The organism is Bauldia litoralis (genome assembly GCF_900104485.1).
Taxonomy (GTDB): Bacteria; Pseudomonadota; Alphaproteobacteria; order Rhizobiales; family Kaistiaceae; genus Bauldia; species Bauldia litoralis.
This window is the reverse complement of record NZ_FMXQ01000003.1, coordinates 539,703-555,864: the sequence shown is the minus strand read 5'-3', so window position 1 is coordinate 555,864 and position 16,162 is coordinate 539,703. Positions and strand designations below refer to the sequence as shown.

At 66.1% G+C, this 16,162-nt stretch carries 15 protein-coding genes; 5 read left to right on the top strand and 10 right to left on the bottom strand.

Annotation, left to right across the window (positions count from 1 at the left end):
- The first annotated feature begins 27 nt into the window (after window positions 1-27).
- The 5 genes from BLT60_RS09945 (at window position 28) to BLT60_RS09930 (ending at window position 7,730) form a co-directional block, all read left to right on the top strand.
- The gene (locus BLT60_RS09945) at window positions 28-4,035 is read left to right on the top strand and encodes an error-prone DNA polymerase (protein ID WP_090876257.1); all 4,008 of its coding nucleotides are present in this window, start codon (window positions 28-30) and stop codon (window positions 4,033-4,035) included.
- Between the two features lie 70 nt (window positions 4,036-4,105).
- Entirely contained in the window at window positions 4,106-4,591 is a 486-nt protein-coding gene (locus tag BLT60_RS24005; protein ID WP_139167794.1) for a hypothetical protein, read from the top strand.
- Between the two features lie 861 nt (window positions 4,592-5,452).
- Window positions 5,453-5,785, top strand: coding sequence for a hypothetical protein (locus tag BLT60_RS09940; protein ID WP_090876256.1), 333 nt, complete (start codon window positions 5,453-5,455; stop codon window positions 5,783-5,785).
- Between the two features lie 22 nt (window positions 5,786-5,807).
- Window positions 5,808-6,374 (top strand): LemA family protein, encoded by a 567-nt coding sequence (locus tag BLT60_RS09935; RefSeq protein ID WP_090876255.1) that lies wholly within the window; start codon window positions 5,808-5,810, stop codon window positions 6,372-6,374.
- A 267-nt stretch (window positions 6,375-6,641) separates the two neighbouring features.
- Window positions 6,642-7,730: a M48 family metallopeptidase gene (locus tag BLT60_RS09930; RefSeq protein ID WP_090876254.1), complete on the top strand. Its 1,089-nt coding sequence runs from the start codon at window positions 6,642-6,644 to the stop codon at window positions 7,728-7,730.
- 40 nt (window positions 7,731-7,770) lie between these two features.
- Here BLT60_RS09930 and BLT60_RS09925 read toward each other — a convergent pair whose 3' ends face one another.
- From BLT60_RS09925 to BLT60_RS09880, 10 genes are all read right to left on the bottom strand, one after another.
- The gene (locus tag BLT60_RS09925) at window positions 7,771-8,352 is read right to left on the bottom strand and encodes a VOC family protein (RefSeq protein ID WP_090876253.1); all 582 of its coding nucleotides are present in this window, start codon (window positions 8,350-8,352) and stop codon (window positions 7,771-7,773) included.
- 93 nt (window positions 8,353-8,445) lie between these two features.
- On the bottom strand, window positions 8,446-10,338 hold the full coding sequence (locus BLT60_RS09920) for an ABC transporter ATP-binding protein (protein ID WP_090876252.1): 1,893 nt from the start codon (window positions 10,336-10,338) through the stop codon (window positions 8,446-8,448).
- Window positions 10,339-10,407: 69 nt separating this feature from the next.
- On the bottom strand, window positions 10,408-11,589 hold the full coding sequence (locus BLT60_RS09915) for a M20 aminoacylase family protein (RefSeq protein WP_090876251.1): 1,182 nt from the start codon (window positions 11,587-11,589) through the stop codon (window positions 10,408-10,410).
- 103 nt (window positions 11,590-11,692) lie between these two features.
- Window positions 11,693-12,319, bottom strand: a complete 627-nt coding sequence (ureG, locus tag BLT60_RS09910) for an urease accessory protein UreG (RefSeq protein WP_090876250.1) — start codon at window positions 12,317-12,319, stop codon at window positions 11,693-11,695.
- The gene (locus BLT60_RS09905; protein ID WP_244521203.1) at window positions 12,316-13,083 is read right to left on the bottom strand and encodes an urease accessory protein UreF; all 768 of its coding nucleotides are present in this window, start codon (window positions 13,081-13,083) and stop codon (window positions 12,316-12,318) included. The genes ureG and BLT60_RS09905 overlap by 4 nt, the downstream gene beginning before the upstream one ends.
- Window positions 13,043-13,522: an urease accessory protein UreE gene (locus BLT60_RS09900; RefSeq protein WP_090876249.1), complete on the bottom strand. Its 480-nt coding sequence runs from the start codon at window positions 13,520-13,522 to the stop codon at window positions 13,043-13,045. Before BLT60_RS09900 ends, BLT60_RS09905 begins: the two co-directional genes overlap by 41 nt.
- Window positions 13,522-15,231 carry an urease subunit alpha gene (gene ureC, locus BLT60_RS09895; RefSeq protein ID WP_090876248.1) on the bottom strand — a complete coding sequence of 570 codons (1,710 nt, stop codon included), beginning with the start codon at window positions 15,229-15,231 and terminating at the stop codon, window positions 13,522-13,524. Before ureC ends, BLT60_RS09900 begins: the two co-directional genes overlap by 1 nt.
- Window positions 15,232-15,254: 23 nt before the next feature.
- Window positions 15,255-15,653 (bottom strand): DUF6980 family protein, encoded by a 399-nt coding sequence (locus BLT60_RS09890; RefSeq protein ID WP_210185580.1) that lies wholly within the window; start codon window positions 15,651-15,653, stop codon window positions 15,255-15,257.
- Window positions 15,653-15,961, bottom strand: coding sequence for an urease subunit beta (locus BLT60_RS09885; protein ID WP_090876247.1), 309 nt, complete (start codon window positions 15,959-15,961; stop codon window positions 15,653-15,655). The genes BLT60_RS09890 and BLT60_RS09885 overlap by 1 nt, the downstream gene beginning before the upstream one ends.
- On the bottom strand, window positions 15,958-16,161 hold the full coding sequence (locus BLT60_RS09880) for a hypothetical protein (protein ID WP_090876246.1): 204 nt from the start codon (window positions 16,159-16,161) through the stop codon (window positions 15,958-15,960). Before BLT60_RS09880 ends, BLT60_RS09885 begins: the two co-directional genes overlap by 4 nt.
- Between the last annotated feature and the right edge of the window lies 1 nt (window position 16,162).

Sequence of the window (16,162 nt, the reverse complement as noted above, 5' to 3'; positions counted from 1 at the left end):
AAGAGCCGACGACGGAGGAGGCGTCCCATGACCGCCTTCGCCGAGCTCGCCGTCACCACCAATTTCTCCTTCCTGCGCGGCGGCTCGCATCCGGAGGAACTGGTGGGCGAAGCCGCGCGGCTCGGGCTTGCCGGCATCGCCGTTGCCGACCGCAACACGCTGGCCGGCGTCGTGCGGGGCCATGTCGCGGCCAGGACCGCCGGCTTCCGCTACGCCGTCGGCTGCCGGCTGGTCTTCCGCGACGGCACCCCCGATATCCTCGCCTGGCCGACCGACCGCGCCGCCTATGGCCGTCTCTGCCGCCTCCTCACCCTGGGCAACCGCCGCGCCGCCAAGGGCGAATGCCACCTCGACCTTGCCGATCTCCTCGCCTGGGGCGACGGCCTGATGCTCGGCGTCATGCCACGGAGCTCTGCAACCGGCTCAGGCCCCATCCATGCAGGAGCCGCCCCCACCAACCGCTCATCCCCGCGAAAGCGGGGACCCAGTGACCGCGAAGCCGGGCACGCGATCGTGGTTCTGGATCCCCGCTTGCGCGGGGGTGAGCGGAGAGGAGACCCCGAAACGGCAGCGGAAACCGATCCGCTGCACACCACCCTCGCCGCCCTCGCCGATGCCTTTCCCGGCAATGTCCGGCTGATGGCAAGCCGGCTTTATGCCGCCGCCGACCATCGCCGGCTGGCGGCGCTCGACCGCGTCGCCCGCCGCCACCGCGTGCCGCTGATGGCCACCAACGACGTGCTCTACCACGCGCCGGAGCGCCGCCGGCTGCAGGACGTCCTGACCTGCATCCGCGAGCACAAGTCGCTGGCGACCGCCGGCCGGCTGCTCGCCGCCAATGCCGAGCGCCATCTCAAGGACGCCGCCGAGATGGCCCGGCTGTTTCGCGATTGTCCGGAGGCGGTCGCCGAGTCCCGCGCCGTGCTGGAGCGCCTCGCCTTCTCGCTCGACGAGTTGCGCTACCAGTATCCCGACGAGCCGACCGGCGATGCCGCCACCCCGCAGGAGGCGCTGGAGCGGCTGACCGCGGACGGCGCCCGCTTCCGCTATCCCGCCGGCGTCCCGGCCAAGGTCCAGGCCGCCATCGACCACGAGCTCCGCCTCATCGCCCAGCTCGACTACGCCCCCTATTTCCTCACCGTCCACGACATCGTCCGCTTCGCCAGGCAGCGCGGCATCCTCGCGCAAGGCCGCGGCTCGGCGGCGAATTCGGCGGTCTGCTTCGTCCTTGGCATCACCGAGGTCGACCCCGAGCGCTCCGACCTCCTCTTCGAGCGCTTCATCTCGGCCGAGCGCAACGAGCCGCCGGACATCGACGTCGATTTCGAGCATGAGCGGCGCGAGGAGGTGATGCAGTATATCTACGACAAGTACGGCCGGCACCGCGCCGGCCTCGCCGCGACCGTCATCACCTACCGCACCCGCTCGGCCGTCCGCGAGGTCGGCAAGGCCTTCGGCCTGTCGGAGGACACCATCGGCGCGCTTTCCGGCACCATCTGGGGCTGGTCCTCGGCCGGCGTCCGCGAGGCCGATATCCGCCGCATCGGCCTCGACCCCGGCGACCGCGCCATGGCCCAGGTGATGACCCTGTCGCAGGAGCTGATCGGCTTCCCCCGCCACCTTTCCCAGCATGTTGGCGGCTTCGTCATGACCCGCGACCGGCTCGACGAGATGGTGCCGGTGATGAACGCCGCGATGGAGGACCGCACCACCGTCGAATGGGACAAGGACGACCTTGACGCGCTCAACATGCTGAAGGTCGACGTGCTGGCGCTGGGCATGCTGTCCTGCATCCGCCGCGCCTTTGACTTCATGCGCGATCATTATGGCGAGGCGCCGACCCTGGCGACGATCCCGGCCGAGGATCCCGCCGTCTACCGCATGCTGCAGCGCGCCGATTCGCTCGGCGTCTTCCAGGTCGAGAGCCGGGCGCAGATGACCATGCTGCCGCGCCTCCGGCCGGCCAGTTTCTACGACCTCGTCATCGAGGTGGCGATCGTCCGCCCCGGCCCGATCCAGGGCGACATGGTCCACCCGTATCTCCGCCGCCGCCAGGGGCTGGAGACGGTGGTCTATCCCTCGCCGTCGCCGGCCCATGGCGAAGCGGACGAACTGGAGCAGGTGCTCGGCCGCACCCTCGGCGTGCCGCTCTTCCAGGAGCAGGCGATGAAGATCGCCATCGTCGCCGCCGGCTTCTCGCCGGGCGAGGCCGATCGCCTGCGCCGCGCCATGGCGACCTTCAAGCGGGTCGGCACCATCAAGACCTTCCAGGACAAGATGGTCGAGGGCATGACCGCCCGCGGCTACCAGCGCGATTTCGCCGAGCGCTGCTTCCGCCAGATCGAGGGTTTCGGCGAATACGGCTTCCCCGAAAGCCACGCGGCAAGCTTCGCCCTGCTGGTCTACGCCTCCGCCTGGCTGAAATGCCACTACCCTGACGTCTTCTGCGCCGCCCTCCTCAACTCCCAGCCAATGGGCTTCTACGCCCCCGCCCAGATCGTCCGCGACGCCCAGCGCCACGGCATCGAAACCCGCCCGCCCGACATCAACTTCTCCGACTGGGACTCGACGCTGGAACCGGAAGCGCATCCCTTGCCTGAGGCGCCCATCCTCCCCTGCGAAGCGGGGGAGGGGGACCACCCGAAGGGTGGTGGAGGGGGCGCCCACCCGCGAAAACGAATGCTCCGAAACTCTCCAGCCTCCATCGCCCCTTTCCCTCTCCCCTCGTGGGAGAGGGCTTTGCCTCTTGGCGAGCCGCAGGCGAGCCGGGAGGCAATGGGTGAGGGGGACCCCGCCAGGCGTGACACCATGACGGACGATGCATGCGACCCCGTGGGCATCGCCCCTCACCCTTCCGGCCTAAGCGTCTCGGGCGCTACGCACCCTGCGACGCCAAGTCCGGAAGCCCTCTCCCACAAGGGGAGAGGGAAGCTCCACCCCGCCAATGCCGACCAGCGACCGGACATCCGGTCGACCCATGCCGTCCGGCTCGGGCTCCGCCAGATCAAGGGTTTCCACGAGGAAGACGCCCGGGCGCTCGCCGACGCGCGGGGGCGCGGTTACGATTCGGTCCGCGACCTGTGGCTGCGCTCTGGCCTGTCGCAGGCGGCCATCGAGCGGCTCGCCGATGCCGACGCCTTCCGCTCGATCGGTCTCGACCGGCGCGATGCGCTGTGGGCGGCGCGCGGCCTCGGCGGCAAGACGGCGGCGACGAAGCCGGGCAGCCGCCTGCCGCTCTTCGACATCGCCGACCTCGGCGACATCCGCAAGGAGCCCGACGTCGCCCTGCCGCCGATGCCGGTCGGCGAGCATGTCGTCAACGACTACCGCTATCTCAGCCTGTCGCTGAAGGCCCACCCGCTGTCCTTCCTCCGCCCGCAACTCGCTGCCCGCCGCATCGTCGACAACGCCACCCTGATCGCCCTCGCCACCCGCGACGAGCGGGCAAGAGGCGAGGAGAACCGAAGGTTCGACCGGGAAGCATCAGGAGGCGAGGAGCGGCGAAGCCACGACCGGGAAGGAAAATCAAGAGGCGAGGACGGCCGGAGGCCGGACCGGGAAGGAAAAAACCCGCGGCGGGTGACCGTCGCCGGCCTGGTCCTTGTCCGCCAGCGGCCGGGCACGGCGAGCGGCGTCATCTTCATGACCATCGAGGACGAGACCGACATCGCCAACATCATCGTCTGGCCGAAGGTGTTCGAGCGCTTCCGCCCGGTGGTGCTTGGCGCCCGCCTCGTCGCGGTCACCGGCCGGGTGCAGAGCGAGAGCGGCGTCATCCATGTCGTGTCGGAGAAGCTGGAGGACCTGACGCCGATGCTGTCGGCGCTGTCGGCCGAGGCCGGCGAGCCCAACCGCCGCGACCTCGAGGCGCTGGCCCGCGCCGACGAGATCCGCCGGCCGCAGGTCGACATGCGCGAGAAGATCGGCCCGAAGTCACGGCTGGTCCAGTTGGCCCGCGAGGAACCCGGCGTCGCCACCGACCTAGCGAAACTCTCGGCCGGCAGGGTCATGCCCAAGGGTCGGAACTTTCATTGAGCCAAAAACCTCCGCGAATACACTATTCACACGCTAGAGTTGGCGCGATTCTAACCGGCAGAATTACGCGATGTTCGAGGTCATGCATTTCATAGCGATGGTGGACAATGCCACGAGCTGGATTCTTGAGCGTATATCGGATGCCCTAACTCATCCTTTCTCCATTGCTCTATTTGCTAGCGGCTTCGGTGCCTTTTTTGGGGCGCGCGGTGCGCAACTACTAATTAAGAAAGAACAAGAAAAACAAGAATTTTTATCAAAAATTCGGGCAATTAATGGCGCAATAGAACTATTGCTCAGCATTATTCAAGTATTTTTTCGAATGAAAAAGCAATTCATTAGACCAATGAAGGAAAGACATTCTCTTAGCCGGCTGCAATATGAATACGCCGTTCGGCGTCCGGGAGGAAAATTCGAGCTAAAAGCAGATCTAGAGACCTTACCAAATCCCGCGATTCCTGTAGAATTGCTACAAAAAGCTATCTTCGATCGCTTAGACCTAACCGGCCGCCCCTGCATTTGTGTACAATTCTTTTGCAAACTATCGAATCCCTAAAGGAGACGATTGAGAATCGAAACCAATTGATCGAGCGATATAGAAATGAATATCCTGAAGATCCTCTCGCCAGGATACAATTATATTTTGGCCTGCCTGACGATTCCGGCAGCATTGATAATAGCTATCCGGCAATTCTGAATGCGCTTTACAGTTATACAGACGACGGGATCTATTTCTCGCTAACGCTCATTCGGGATTTGAACCTCATATCCGAGGAACATAGGCGGCGTTTTCAAAAGAGCTATCGTCAATACGCTCCGGAACCATCCGAGGCAGACCTATCTCAACCCGAGTCTGAAGGTCTTATCCCCGACACCAAAGGCTACGCTGATTGGGAAACCAAATTCAAGAAGCGCGCACCGTCCCAAACGCGGCCGTCATGGTGGCGCCTTCGGGGAAAACCAAACCAATCGACCTAATGACGCAGCCCGCTGTTTGAGACCCGTCTTCTTCCAACCGGCATAACCCCTCCCCTTGTCCCCCTCCCGAAAACCTCCCGTAGACTTGAGCCCGCCTCTCCCGCCGAGGGACGTTGCCCGGTACCGGCACCGGCCTGACGTGGAGAGGTCGGCGCCCGCGACGATGGACAACCGGCCATCGGCCCGGGGTGCTGTCCGGGAAGTCCGACCCCCACTACGAGGGGTCTGCGGGACATGACCCGCCTTAAGGCGCGCGAGCCTGCGGGTGCGCGTGGCCGGAGCATGGACCGGATGGCGACAAGTCGCCGGGCGGGCGGCGGGAGCCGCCCGCTTTTCCCTTGCGATGGCGGCTGCCGTCGCCCGCCACCCTCGGCATCGCCGGGGGAGAAATGATCAACGATCCGGGCCGGCAGCGGTCGCGGAAACGATGAGGCGTGCCATGACGAAGGTGATGCGAATCGGGGACGAGAACGTCGAGATACGGCCGATCAAGCCGCTGCGAGCCCGGCTCATGCGCGAGGTGTGCACAGAATTCGGGCTGGCAGAAACCTGTTCCTTCAGCGCCTGTCGGCGCGGCCGCCGCTGCGCCACCGCCGAGGTCTACTGCTACCAGGCGCTCCGCCAGGAGATCAACGCCATCATCCTGCCGGCGCTGCGCGCCAGGGCCAATGGCGCGCCGCTGACGGAATGGCCGTCGCGGGAGGACTGGGAGGCCTTCTGCGCGGATCAGTGGCCCGACTCCGCGACCCCTGATAAGCTCGACCGGACCTGAACACGGGACGGAAGGAATTCCCATGGGCACTATCGGCTGGATCATTCTCGGCGTCATCGTCCTCGGCGCCGTCTACCTCGTCTTTCTCTACAACCGGCTGGTCAGCCTCCGGCAGACCGTCTCGCAGGCCTGGTCGGATATCACCGTCCAGCTCAAGCAGCGCCACGACCTGGTGCCGAACCTCGTCGAGACGGTGAAGGGCTATGCCAGCCACGAGGCGAAGACGCTCGAGGCGGTGACCGCGGCGCGCAACGCCGCCGTGTCGGCCAGTGGCCCGGAAGCGGCGGCCAAGGCCGAGAACATGCTGACCGGCGCGCTCCGCCAGCTCTTCGCCCTCTCCGAAGCCTATCCCGACCTCAAGGCCAACCAGAACTTCCTCCAGCTCCAGTCGGAACTCTCCGACCTCGAGAACAAGATCGCCGCGTCCCGGCGCTTCTTCAACAACTCGGTCCAGGAATACAACACCTCGATCGAGCAGTTCCCGGCCGTCCTCATCGCCCGCCAGTTCGGCTTCACCGGCCGCGAATTCTTCGAGCTCGACGAGGCCGAGACAGCCGCCGTCGTCGTCCCCCCGTCCGTCAAGTTCTGAGCCCCATGCGCCGGCGCCCCCGAAACACGTCGGTTGAGCCCAGGGCTCCGGCAACGCGACGCCCATCCCTCCCCGGAACGGGGAGGGGGGACCATCCGAAGGATGGTGGGTGGGCTCCCTCACCACACGAACCCCACCCGTCACCGAGCGGCTTCGCCGCTCGCTGCCACCCTCCCCGGTTCGGGGAGGGAAAACAGACGCGCGCCGGTCCTGTGTTGATCGGCCGAGGGGGCGCGGCCCCGGCCGTGACCACATAAGCCGAAACCGATGGGCACCTACGGTCTCAAGACGCATATCTGGAACAACCGGCTGAAGACGGTGATCCTGCTCGCCGGCTTCCCCTTCCTGATGCTGATGATCTGCTTCGCCTTCGCGCTGGTGATTTCGGCCTTCGACAATCCCGATATCGGCGAGGGCTTCGAGAATGCCTTCGAGCTCATGCCGGTGCTGGTGCCGATCGCCCTGGCCGTGTCGCTGCTGTGGTGGGTCATCGCCTTCTTCGCCCACCAGGGCATCATCGACGCGACCACCGGCGCCCATGTCCTCGACCGGCGCACCAGTCCACGGGTCTGGAACCTCCTGGAGAACCTCTGCATCAGCCGCGGCATCACCATGCCGACGCTGCGGATGATCGACACGGACGTCCGCAACGCCTTCGCCAGCGGCATCCGCGAGAAGCATTATTCGATCACCGTCACCCGCGGCCTGGTCGAGTCGCTCGACGACGCCGAGCTCGAGGCGGTGCTCGCCCATGAGCTGACCCACATTCGCAACCGCGACGTCCAGCTCCTGGTCATCGCCGCGGTCTTCGTCGGCGTCATCTCGCTGGTCGGCGACCTGTTGGTCAGGAGCCCCCGCGCCCTGCTCTACACCTCCGGCCGCTCACGCCGTTCGTCGAGCAGCTCGAGCGGCAAGGGCGGCGGCGGCGCGATCATCCTGATCCTGGTCGCGGTCGCCATCTTCATTCTCGCCCGCTTCCTCGCCATCGCCCTCCGCTTCGCCGTCTCCCGCCGCCGCGAATACCTTGCGGACGCCGGCGCCGCCGAACTGACCCGCAATCCCGATGCGATGATCGGCGCGCTGCGCAAGATTTCCGGTCACTCCGAACTCAAGGCGCCGAGCCAGGTCCAGCAGATGTTCATCGACCTGCCGAAGGCAAGCGGCCTCGCCGGCCTCTTCGCCAGTCACCCGCCGATCGAGGATCGTATCGCCGCCCTCGTCGAATATGCCGGCGGCATGGATATCGCGATCTCCCCGCGGATCGAGGGCGCGACTGGCGAGCCGCCAGAAATCGGTCGCGACGATGCGCGCCCGCCCCTTCCCGGTCCCGGACCGGGAGCCGGCCCATGGGGCTAGGCTGTCGATGCGTCCCGCCTGTCAGGGACAGGCAGGCGGACTAGTAGGGGTTCTTCGGCGAGCGGTCGTCGGAGAGGCTCTCGCGCCGTCGCGCGACGATCCGCTCGATCGCGTCGGCCAGGTGGACCTCGGCGATGTTGTAGTCGCCGCGTGCCACGCGGATCTTGTGCGCCTCGAGCAGCACCTCGCCATGGGTGACGCCCTCGGGCGGGAAGAAGCGATAGGCGGCGAGTTCGATCAGCAGGCCGAGCGGGTCCTGGAAATAGATCGAATCCATGAAGCCGCGATCCTTGACGCCGCTGTGCTTGATGCCGCGCGCGTCGAGCCGCTCGATCGCCTGCGAGAAGGTCGCCCGCGACACCCAGAAGGCGACATGATGGACGGCGCCGATGTCGGTCGAGGTCCGTTGCGGGTCGGGCTTCCGTTCTTCGTTGGTGAAGATCGTGATCAGCCGCCCGTCGCCGGGATCGAAATAGAGGTGGCTTTCCGCCGGCGCGTCGAGATTGGGTTGCTCGAAGACGAAGGGCATGCCGAGCACGCCCTCCCAGAAGTCGATCGAGGTCTGCCGATCCGCCCCGACCAGCGTGATGTGGTGAACGCCCTGGACCTGCAGCTTCTGCATGTCGGTTCCGCCCTTGTTGTGAATCCAGCCGTCTCAGATAGAGCCGAATGCCTGGATGTCAGCCCCGGCTTCGCGCCGACGGCGGCGAATGGCCTATCCGACCGTTGCCACCTTCTTGTCTTTGTCTTTGTCTTTGTCTTTGTCTTTGTCTTTGTCTTTGTCTTTGTCTTTGTTGTTGTCGTCGTCGTCCCCGTCCTCGAATTCGGGATGCTGTGCGAACTGGAGATCGTAGAGCCGGGCATACTGCTTGCCGGCGGCGAGCAGTTCGGCATGCTTGCCGCTCTCGGTGATCTTGCCGTCGACGACGACGCAGATCTTGCTGGCGCCGAGGACGGTCGAGAGCCGATGGGCGATGACGATCGTGGTCCGGCCGGCCATCAGCCGCTCGAAGGCGACCTGGACCTGGTTCTCCGATTCCGAATCGAGCGACGACGTCGCCTCGTCGAGAAGGATGATCGGGGCGTCGCGGACCATCGCCCGGGCGATTGCCAGACGCTGCAGCTGGCCGCCCGACAGCAGCCCCGAGCCCTCCTCGAGCTCTGTTTCAAAACCATCCGGCGTCGCCATGATGAAGTCGTAGGCCATGGCGTTGCGCGCCGCGGTCTCAACCTCCTCGTCGGTGGCGCTCGGCCGGCCGAAACGGATGTTCTCGCGGATCGTGTCCTGGAAGATCGACGTGTGCTGGCTGACCAGCGCGATCTGGTCGCGCAGCGACGCGATGCGGACCTTGGAAATGTCCTGCCCGTCGATGGTCACCGTGCCGCCCCAGACGTCATAGAACCGTTCGAGCAGCGACATGATCGTACTCTTGCCCGACCCGGACGGCCCGACCAGCGCCGTCAGCTTCCCGCCTTCGGCGTGGAAGTCGAAGTCGTGCAGCACCTGGGTCTTCTTGCGATAGCCGAAATTCACCTTGTCGAAGCGGATGTCACCCTCGGTGACCTTCAGTTCGGGACCGTCGGGGTTGGGGTCCATCCTGATCGGCTTGTCGAGGATCTCGTAGACGAAGCGCACGCCGATGACGCTGCGCTCCAGCCCGACGCGGGTATTGGCGAGCCGCTTGGCCGGCTCGTAGGCGAGCAGGATCGCGGTGATGAAGGACATGAAGGAGCCGGGCTTCTCGCCCTGGTAGATGGTCGCATAGCCCGCCCAGAGGATGACGCCGGCAACCGCGAAGCCGCCCAGTGTCTCCATCAGCGGCGAGGTGCGCGCCTTGATCGTCGATACCTTGTTGCCGCGCCGCTGCACCGACTCGATCGACTTGGTCATCCGCGCCCGCATGATCGATTCGAGATTGAACGCCTTGACCACCCGGATGCCGACCGCCGTCTCCTGCATCGAGGCGATGATCGCCGCCATGCCGGCGAATTCCGACCGGGCCACGGCACGGATATTCTTGACCAGGTTGCCGACGCCGATCAGCGCGATGGGGCCGATGACGATAACGATGATCGACAGGAACGGCGCCTTGATGACCATCACCGCGACCAGGCCGACCACCGAGAGGAGGTCGCGGACGAGGCTGGTCATCACCGTCGACAGCACCGCCGAGGCCGAACCCGCCCGGTTCGATACCGCGGTGATCAGCATGCTCGAATGCGTCTTGTCGAAATAGGCGATGCCGAGCTTGAGGACGTGGTCGTAGACGCGCTTCTGCATGTCGGCGACCACCGCATTGCCCGTCCGGGCAAGCGCGACGGCGGATCCGTAGAGCGAGATGCCGCGGATCGTCGAGATCACGACGACGCCGGTGCACAGCATCACCAGTTGCGACAGGCTGCGGTCGATGAAGACCTGGTCGACAACGTCGCCGATGATCCATGCCGTCGCCGCCGTCGTCGCCGCGACAAAGACCATGAAGAAGCTGGCGATGGCATATCCCGGCAGATATTTCCGCCAGCCCTCGCGAAAGAGCCGCTCGATGACGTCCCAAGGGCCCTTCGGATCGGGCTTCAGGAAAGCCGGAATGAACTTGCTGATCTGCATAAACTGGTTTCGTTTCGGTTTACCGTTGGCGCCCGTATACACGATCGACCATGGCCGGCGCGACCCCCTCTACCGATCGGGGCCTTGCAGCGGCAGCGCGGTTTCGACCAGCCGCACCCAGTAGGAGCAGCCGATCGGGATCGCGTCATCGTTGAAGTCATAGGCCGGATTGTGCAGTCCGGCGCTGTCGCCATTGCCGAGGAAAATGAAGGCTCCCGGCCGTTCCTCAAGCATATAGGAAAAATCCTCGCCGCCCATCATCGGCGCGACATGGCTGTCGACGCGGTCGGGCCCGACGACGTCGGCCGCCACCGCCGCAGCCAGGCTGGTCGGCACGGCATGATTGCGGGTGATCGGGTAGTTACGATTGTAGTTCAGCGTCGCCGTGGCGCCATAAGCGGCCGCGATCGAGGCGACAATGGTCCGGATTCGGCCCTCTGCGAGGTCGCGAACAGCCGGATCAAGCGTCCGCGTCGTCCCGGACAGGTGGGCGGTCTCGGCAATGATGTTATGGGCGTCCCCGGCGTGAAACGTCGTCACCGACACAACCGCCGAGGCGATCGGATCGACCGACCGCGAGACGACCGACTGCAACGCCTGGACGATGGCTGCGCCGACCACCACCGGATCGACCGATTCGTGCGGGATGGCGGCATGGCCGCCGACGCCATGGACATCGATGGTGAAATCGTCGGTCGACGCCATGATCGGCCCGGGACGGATGCCGAAGGCGCCGACATCGATGCCCGGCATGTTGTGCATGCCATACACTTCGTCGATGCCCCAGCGATCGATCAGCCCATCCTCGATCATCGCCTTGCCGCCGCCGCCGCCCTCTTCGGCGGGCTGGAAGATGACGACCGCGGTCCCTTCGAAATTTCGGGTTTCGGCGAGATAGCGCGCGGCGCCAAGCAGCATCGCGGTGTGGCCGTCATGGCCGCAGGCGTGCATCCGGCCGTCGATGGTCGAGGCGTAGGGCTTGCCGGTGGTTTCCCGGATCGGCAGCGCGTCCATGTCGGCCCGCAGGCCGATCGTCCGTCCGCCCGCGGCTCCCCGACCGCGAATGACGCCGACAACGCCGGTGCGGCCGATGCCGGTGGTTACCTCGTCGAGCCCGAAAGACCGCAGTCTTTCGGCGACCGACGCCGCCGTTTCATGGACGTCGTAGAGGATTTCAGGGTGGCGATGAAAGTCGCGGCGCCAGGCGACGATGTCATCCTGGAAGTCCGCGAGACGGTTGATGACTGGCATACAGGCTCCACCGATATCGCGGCGCACCATAGTCCGCCGGACTCCGGAAAGCGAGTGGCGAAACGGCCACCGCGGCGGCCTTCATCCGGTTGTGGCAATGACGTCACGCCGCCTGACTCAACCCGCCGCGCGACTCCAGAAAAGTCACGATTTCCGCCAGTCCGGTACCGTCCTTCATGTTGGCGAAGACGAAAGGCCGGTCGCCCCGCATCCGCCTGGCATCGCGGTCCATCACCTCCAGTGACGCCCCGACAAGTGGCGCGAGGTCGATCTTGTTGATCACCAGGAGGTCCGAGCGGACGATTCCCGGCCCGCCCTTGCGCGGGATCTTGTCGCCGGCCGAAACGTCGATGACGTAGATGGTCAGGTCGGCAAGTTCCGGCGAGAAGGTCGCGGCGAGATTGTCGCCGCCCGATTCGATCAGGATGATGTCGAGCTTCGGGAAGCGGGCGCGGAGGTCGGCGACCGCGGCGAGATTGATCGAGGCATCCTCGCGGATCGCGGTATGCGGGCAGCCGCCGGTCTCGACGCCGGTGATCCGCTCCTCGGGCAGCGCGCCGGAGCGGATCAGGAATTCGGCATCCTCGCGAGTGTAGATGTCGTTGGTGATCACCGCGATGTCGAAACGCGGCGCAAGCTGCTTGCAGAGCGCATCGGTCAGCGCCGTCTTGCCCGAGCCGACCGGGCCGCCGATACCGAGCCGCAGCGGCCCGTTGGGGGAAAGCGTCATGAGCGGAACAGCCTCGTATACTGGGTTTCGTGTTTCATGCTGGCGATGTCGGCGCGCAGCGCCATGCCGCCGAGGTCGTCGAGCCCAGCCGTCAGCGACCCGGCGGCCACCGCCTCGCAGGCCGGCGTCAGCGCCGCGATCGCCTTCTGGCCGTCGGTCTGGCCGATGGGAATCGCCCGCACGCCGGCCGAGACAATGTTGGCGACGAAGGCGTTGAGACAGGCGACCAGCGCCAGGTCGAGCGGAACCCCATGGGCGGCCGACGCGATCGCGACGGCGATCGGATAGGCGACCGGGGCGTCGGCCCCGAGCGCGTCGACAAGCGCCGCCATCGGGTCGTTCGGCCAGGCAGCCGACACCGCGAGGAGAAAGGCGCGGCCCTGCGCCGTCGCCTCGAGATGCCGCTCCTTCGACGGCTGGAACGCCGCCGCCAGTTCGACGATCGAGCGCAGTTGGTCGAGGTCGTTCGCCGCCGCGGCGCGCCATGCGTGGGCGAAGAGGATGGCGTCGTTGCGGCCTCCGCCATGGCGCAGCACGCCGTCGAGCCAGGCTTCGAGGTCGGCGGCCGTGACCACCGTCCCGTCCTCGATCGCCCATTCGAGACCGTGGCTGTAGGTATAGGCGCCGACAGGAAAGGCCGGGGACAGCCAGGCCAGCAGCCGCTGCAACGCCGCCGGCGCAGCCATGCCGGCCGGATCCGGTCCGATATCGCTCGGCAGGCGCTCAAGCATGGCTGTGATGATGCCCCCCATGGCTGTGACCATGGGTTTCGCCGTGCCCGTAAGCCCCGCCTTCCGGATCGAAGGGCGCCTCGACATGGGTGACGGTGGCGCCGAGGCCGACCAGCATCGCTTCGATGACGTGATCGCGGCGGATCAGCAGGCGCTCGCCGAGGAGTTGCGTCGGCAGGTGGCGGTTGCCGAGGTGCCAGGCGATGCGGACGAGGTGAGCCGGGTCGGTCGCGCCGATCTCGGCCAGCGGCTCGGCCGCCGCCTTTACGGCGACGATACGGCCGTCTTCCAGCCGCAGGCCGTCGCCATCACGCAACGTCGTCGCTTCGGCGAGATCGAGCAGGAAGGCGAGACCGCCCTCGCCGGTCATCGCCAGCCGCCGGCGATGCCGGTTGTCGTGGTCGAGGACCACCGTGTCGACGGCGGGCCCGGACCAGTGTCCGGCAGTCATGACGTGGGCGGCGCGGGCCATCAGAACAGGAAGTAGCGCTGCGCCATCGGCAGGACCTCGGCCGGAGCACAGGTCAGCAACTCGCCGTCGGCGCGCACCTCGTATGTCTCGGGATCGACTTCGATCTCCGGCATCGTCGCATTGTGGATCATCGATTCCTTCGAGATGCCGCGCGTATGGCGGACCGGCAGCACCGTCCGGTCGAGCCCAAGCCGTTCGGTGATGCCCTCGGCGATCGCCGCCTGGCTGACAAAGGTCACCGCCGAGTTGGTCATCGACTTGCCGAAGCCGCCGAACATCGGCCGGTAGTGGACCGGCTGCGGGGTCGGGATCGAGGCGTTGGGATCGCCCATCTGGGCGGCAGCGATGGTGCCCATCTTGATCACCATGTCCGGCTTGACGCCGAAGAAGGCCGGCGACCAGATCGCGAGGTCGGCGAGCTTGCCGATCTCGACCGAGCCGACCCATTCGTCGAGGCCGTGGGTGATCGCCGGGTTGATGGTGTATTTGGCGATGTAGCGCTTGACGCGGAAATTGTCGTTGCCGGCGGCATCCTCCGGCAGGCTGCCGCGCTGAACCTTCATCTTGTGGGCGGTCTGCCACGTGCGGATCAGAACCTCGCCTACCCGGCCCATCGCCTGGCTGTCGGACGCCATCATCGAGAAGGCGCCCATGTCGTGGAGGATATCCTCCGCCGCGATGGTCTCCTTGCGGATGCGGCTTTCGGCGAAGGCGACATCCTCGGGGATCGACGAGTCGAGATGGTGGCAGACCATCAGCATGTCGAGATGCTCGTCGATGGTGTTGACCGTGTAGGGCCGCGTCGGGTTGGTCGAGGACGGCAGCACATTGGCCAGCCCGCAGACCTTGATGATGTCCGGCGCATGGCCGCCGCCGGCGCCTTCGGTATGGAAGGCGTGGATGGTGCGGTCCTTGAACGCCGCCATGGTGTTCTCGACGAAGCCGGATTCGTTCAGCGTGTCGGTGTGGATCATCACCTGGACGTCGAAGTCCTCGGCGACCGAAAGGCAGCAGTCGATGGCGCCGGGCGTGGTGCCCCAGTCCTCGTGCAGCTTGAGCGCCGAGGCGCCGGCCTTGACTTGCTCCTCAAGCGCTTCCGGCAGGGAGGCATTGCCCTTGCCGGCAAAGGCGAGGTTCATCGGGAAGCCTTCCGCCGACTGGATCATCCGGCCGAGGTGGAAGGGGCCGGGCGTGCAGGTGGTGGCGTTGGTGCCGGTCGCCGGGCCGGTGCCGCCGCCGAGCATCGTCGTGACGCCGGACATCAGCGCCTCGTCGATCTGCTGCGGGCTGATGAAATGGATATGCACGTCGAGGCCGCCGGCCGTGACGATCTTGCCCTCGCCGGCAATCGCCTCGGTGCCCGGCCCGACGATGATGTCGACGCCCGGCTGGACATCCGGGTTGCCGGCCTTGCCGATGCCGGCGATCTTGCCGTCCTTGATGCCGATATCCGCCTTGACGATCCCCCAGTGGTCGACGATCAGCGCGTTGGTGATGACCGTGTCGACCGCGCCCTCGGCATTGGTCGTCTGCGCCTGGCCCATGCCGTCTCGGATCACCTTGCCGCCGCCGAATTTCACCTCCTCGCCATAGGTGGTGAAATCCTTCTCGACCTCGATGATCAGGTCGGTATCGGCGAGGCGAACCTTGTCGCCGACGGTCGGGCCGAACATCTCGGCATAGGCGTGGCGGGGGATGCGATAAGGCATGTGAGGTCCCTTGTCGAAATGGGCTAGTGACCGGTCGCGCGCCGCCAGGCGCCGCTCCGGAAGCTTTCGGGAATGTCGGCTTCGGAAGGATCGTCGATCCCCATCGCCTCGAGGCGGTCGAACCAGTCGTCGCGTCGGCTCCGGGGAAGCTCCGCGCCGCAGAAGGGGCAGAAGGAAATCGTCAGGTAGGAGGCGCCGCCGTCATGGACGATCAGGCCGTACTCGTCGAAGGTGTCGCTGTAGGCGACGACCATGTCGGGACAGGCAAACGGATCGTCGGCATGGTCCGGACATGCGTTCACGAGGGCTGCCTCCATGGCCGCACAGCACCGACCCTCGGGCGCGCCGTCGCCAAATGAGGACGGGACACCCTTCGGGTCCATCCACAACACGCGGCGATCGGCGAAAAGCAGCTTGGACATCAGTCGAGTCCGCCCATCACCTTCTGATTGAACCCGAAGACAAGCCGTTTTCCGAGATAGGGCACCAGCGTCACGCTGCGGGTCTGCCCCGGCTCGAAGCGCACGGCGGTGCCGGCCGGAATGTCGAGCCGCAACCCCCGGGTCTTCTCGCGGTCGAAGGCGAGCCCCGAATTGGTCTCGTAGAAATGATAGTGGGAGCCGACCTGCACCGGCCGGTCGCCGGTATTGGCGACATCGATCGTCACCGTCGGCTGGCCGGCGTTGAGTTCGATCTCGCCGTCGGCGGGAATGATCTCGCCGGGGATCATCGTCCGCTCCGCAGCCCGCGCCGGTAGGCATAGGCGACGACCCCGCCGGCGATCGCCACAGCGGCGACGATCAGGACGACGTCGATACCGAGATACGGGTGGCCGGCGGCATGCGGATGAGCGTGCTCGCCCAGCGCAGTGTGGGCCATGGCCACGCCCGGGAAGGCGATGGCGGCGGCGGAAGCGAGGATCTGGCGCATG

Bases quoted from the DNA above. Each gene is read 5' to 3' on its own strand.
- BLT60_RS24005 (WP_139167794.1), top strand. From the start codon at position 4,106: ATGTTCGAGGTCATGCATTTCATAGCGATGGTGGACAATGCCACGAGC.
- BLT60_RS09940 (WP_090876256.1), top strand. From the start codon at position 5,453: ATGACGAAGGTGATGCGAATCGGGGACGAGAACGTCGAGATACGGCCG.
- BLT60_RS09945 (WP_090876257.1), top strand. From the start codon at position 28: ATGACCGCCTTCGCCGAGCTCGCCGTCACCACCAATTTCTCCTTCCTG.
- BLT60_RS09920 (WP_090876252.1), bottom strand. From the start codon at position 10,338: ATGCAGATCAGCAAGTTCATTCCGGCTTTCCTGAAGCCCGATCCGAAG.
- BLT60_RS09930 (WP_090876254.1), top strand. From the start codon at position 6,642: ATGGGCACCTACGGTCTCAAGACGCATATCTGGAACAACCGGCTGAAG.
- BLT60_RS09880 (WP_090876246.1), bottom strand. From the start codon at position 16,161: ATGCGCCAGATCCTCGCTTCCGCCGCCGCCATCGCCTTCCCGGGCGTG.
- BLT60_RS09935 (WP_090876255.1), top strand. From the start codon at position 5,808: ATGGGCACTATCGGCTGGATCATTCTCGGCGTCATCGTCCTCGGCGCC.
- BLT60_RS09885 (WP_090876247.1), bottom strand. From the start codon at position 15,961: ATGATCCCCGGCGAGATCATTCCCGCCGACGGCGAGATCGAACTCAAC.
- BLT60_RS09890 (WP_210185580.1), bottom strand. From the start codon at position 15,653: ATGTCCAAGCTGCTTTTCGCCGATCGCCGCGTGTTGTGGATGGACCCG.
- BLT60_RS09915 (WP_090876251.1), bottom strand. From the start codon at position 11,589: ATGCCAGTCATCAACCGTCTCGCGGACTTCCAGGATGACATCGTCGCC.
- BLT60_RS09900 (WP_090876249.1), bottom strand. From the start codon at position 13,522: ATGGCCCGCGCCGCCCACGTCATGACTGCCGGACACTGGTCCGGGCCC.
- BLT60_RS09925 (WP_090876253.1), bottom strand. From the start codon at position 8,352: ATGCAGAAGCTGCAGGTCCAGGGCGTTCACCACATCACGCTGGTCGGG.
- ureC (WP_090876248.1), bottom strand. From the start codon at position 15,231: ATGCCTTATCGCATCCCCCGCCACGCCTATGCCGAGATGTTCGGCCCG.
- BLT60_RS09905 (WP_244521203.1), bottom strand. From the start codon at position 13,083: ATGGTCACAGCCATGGGGGGCATCATCACAGCCATGCTTGAGCGCCTG.
- ureG (WP_090876250.1), bottom strand. From the start codon at position 12,319: ATGACGCTTTCCCCCAACGGGCCGCTGCGGCTCGGTATCGGCGGCCCG.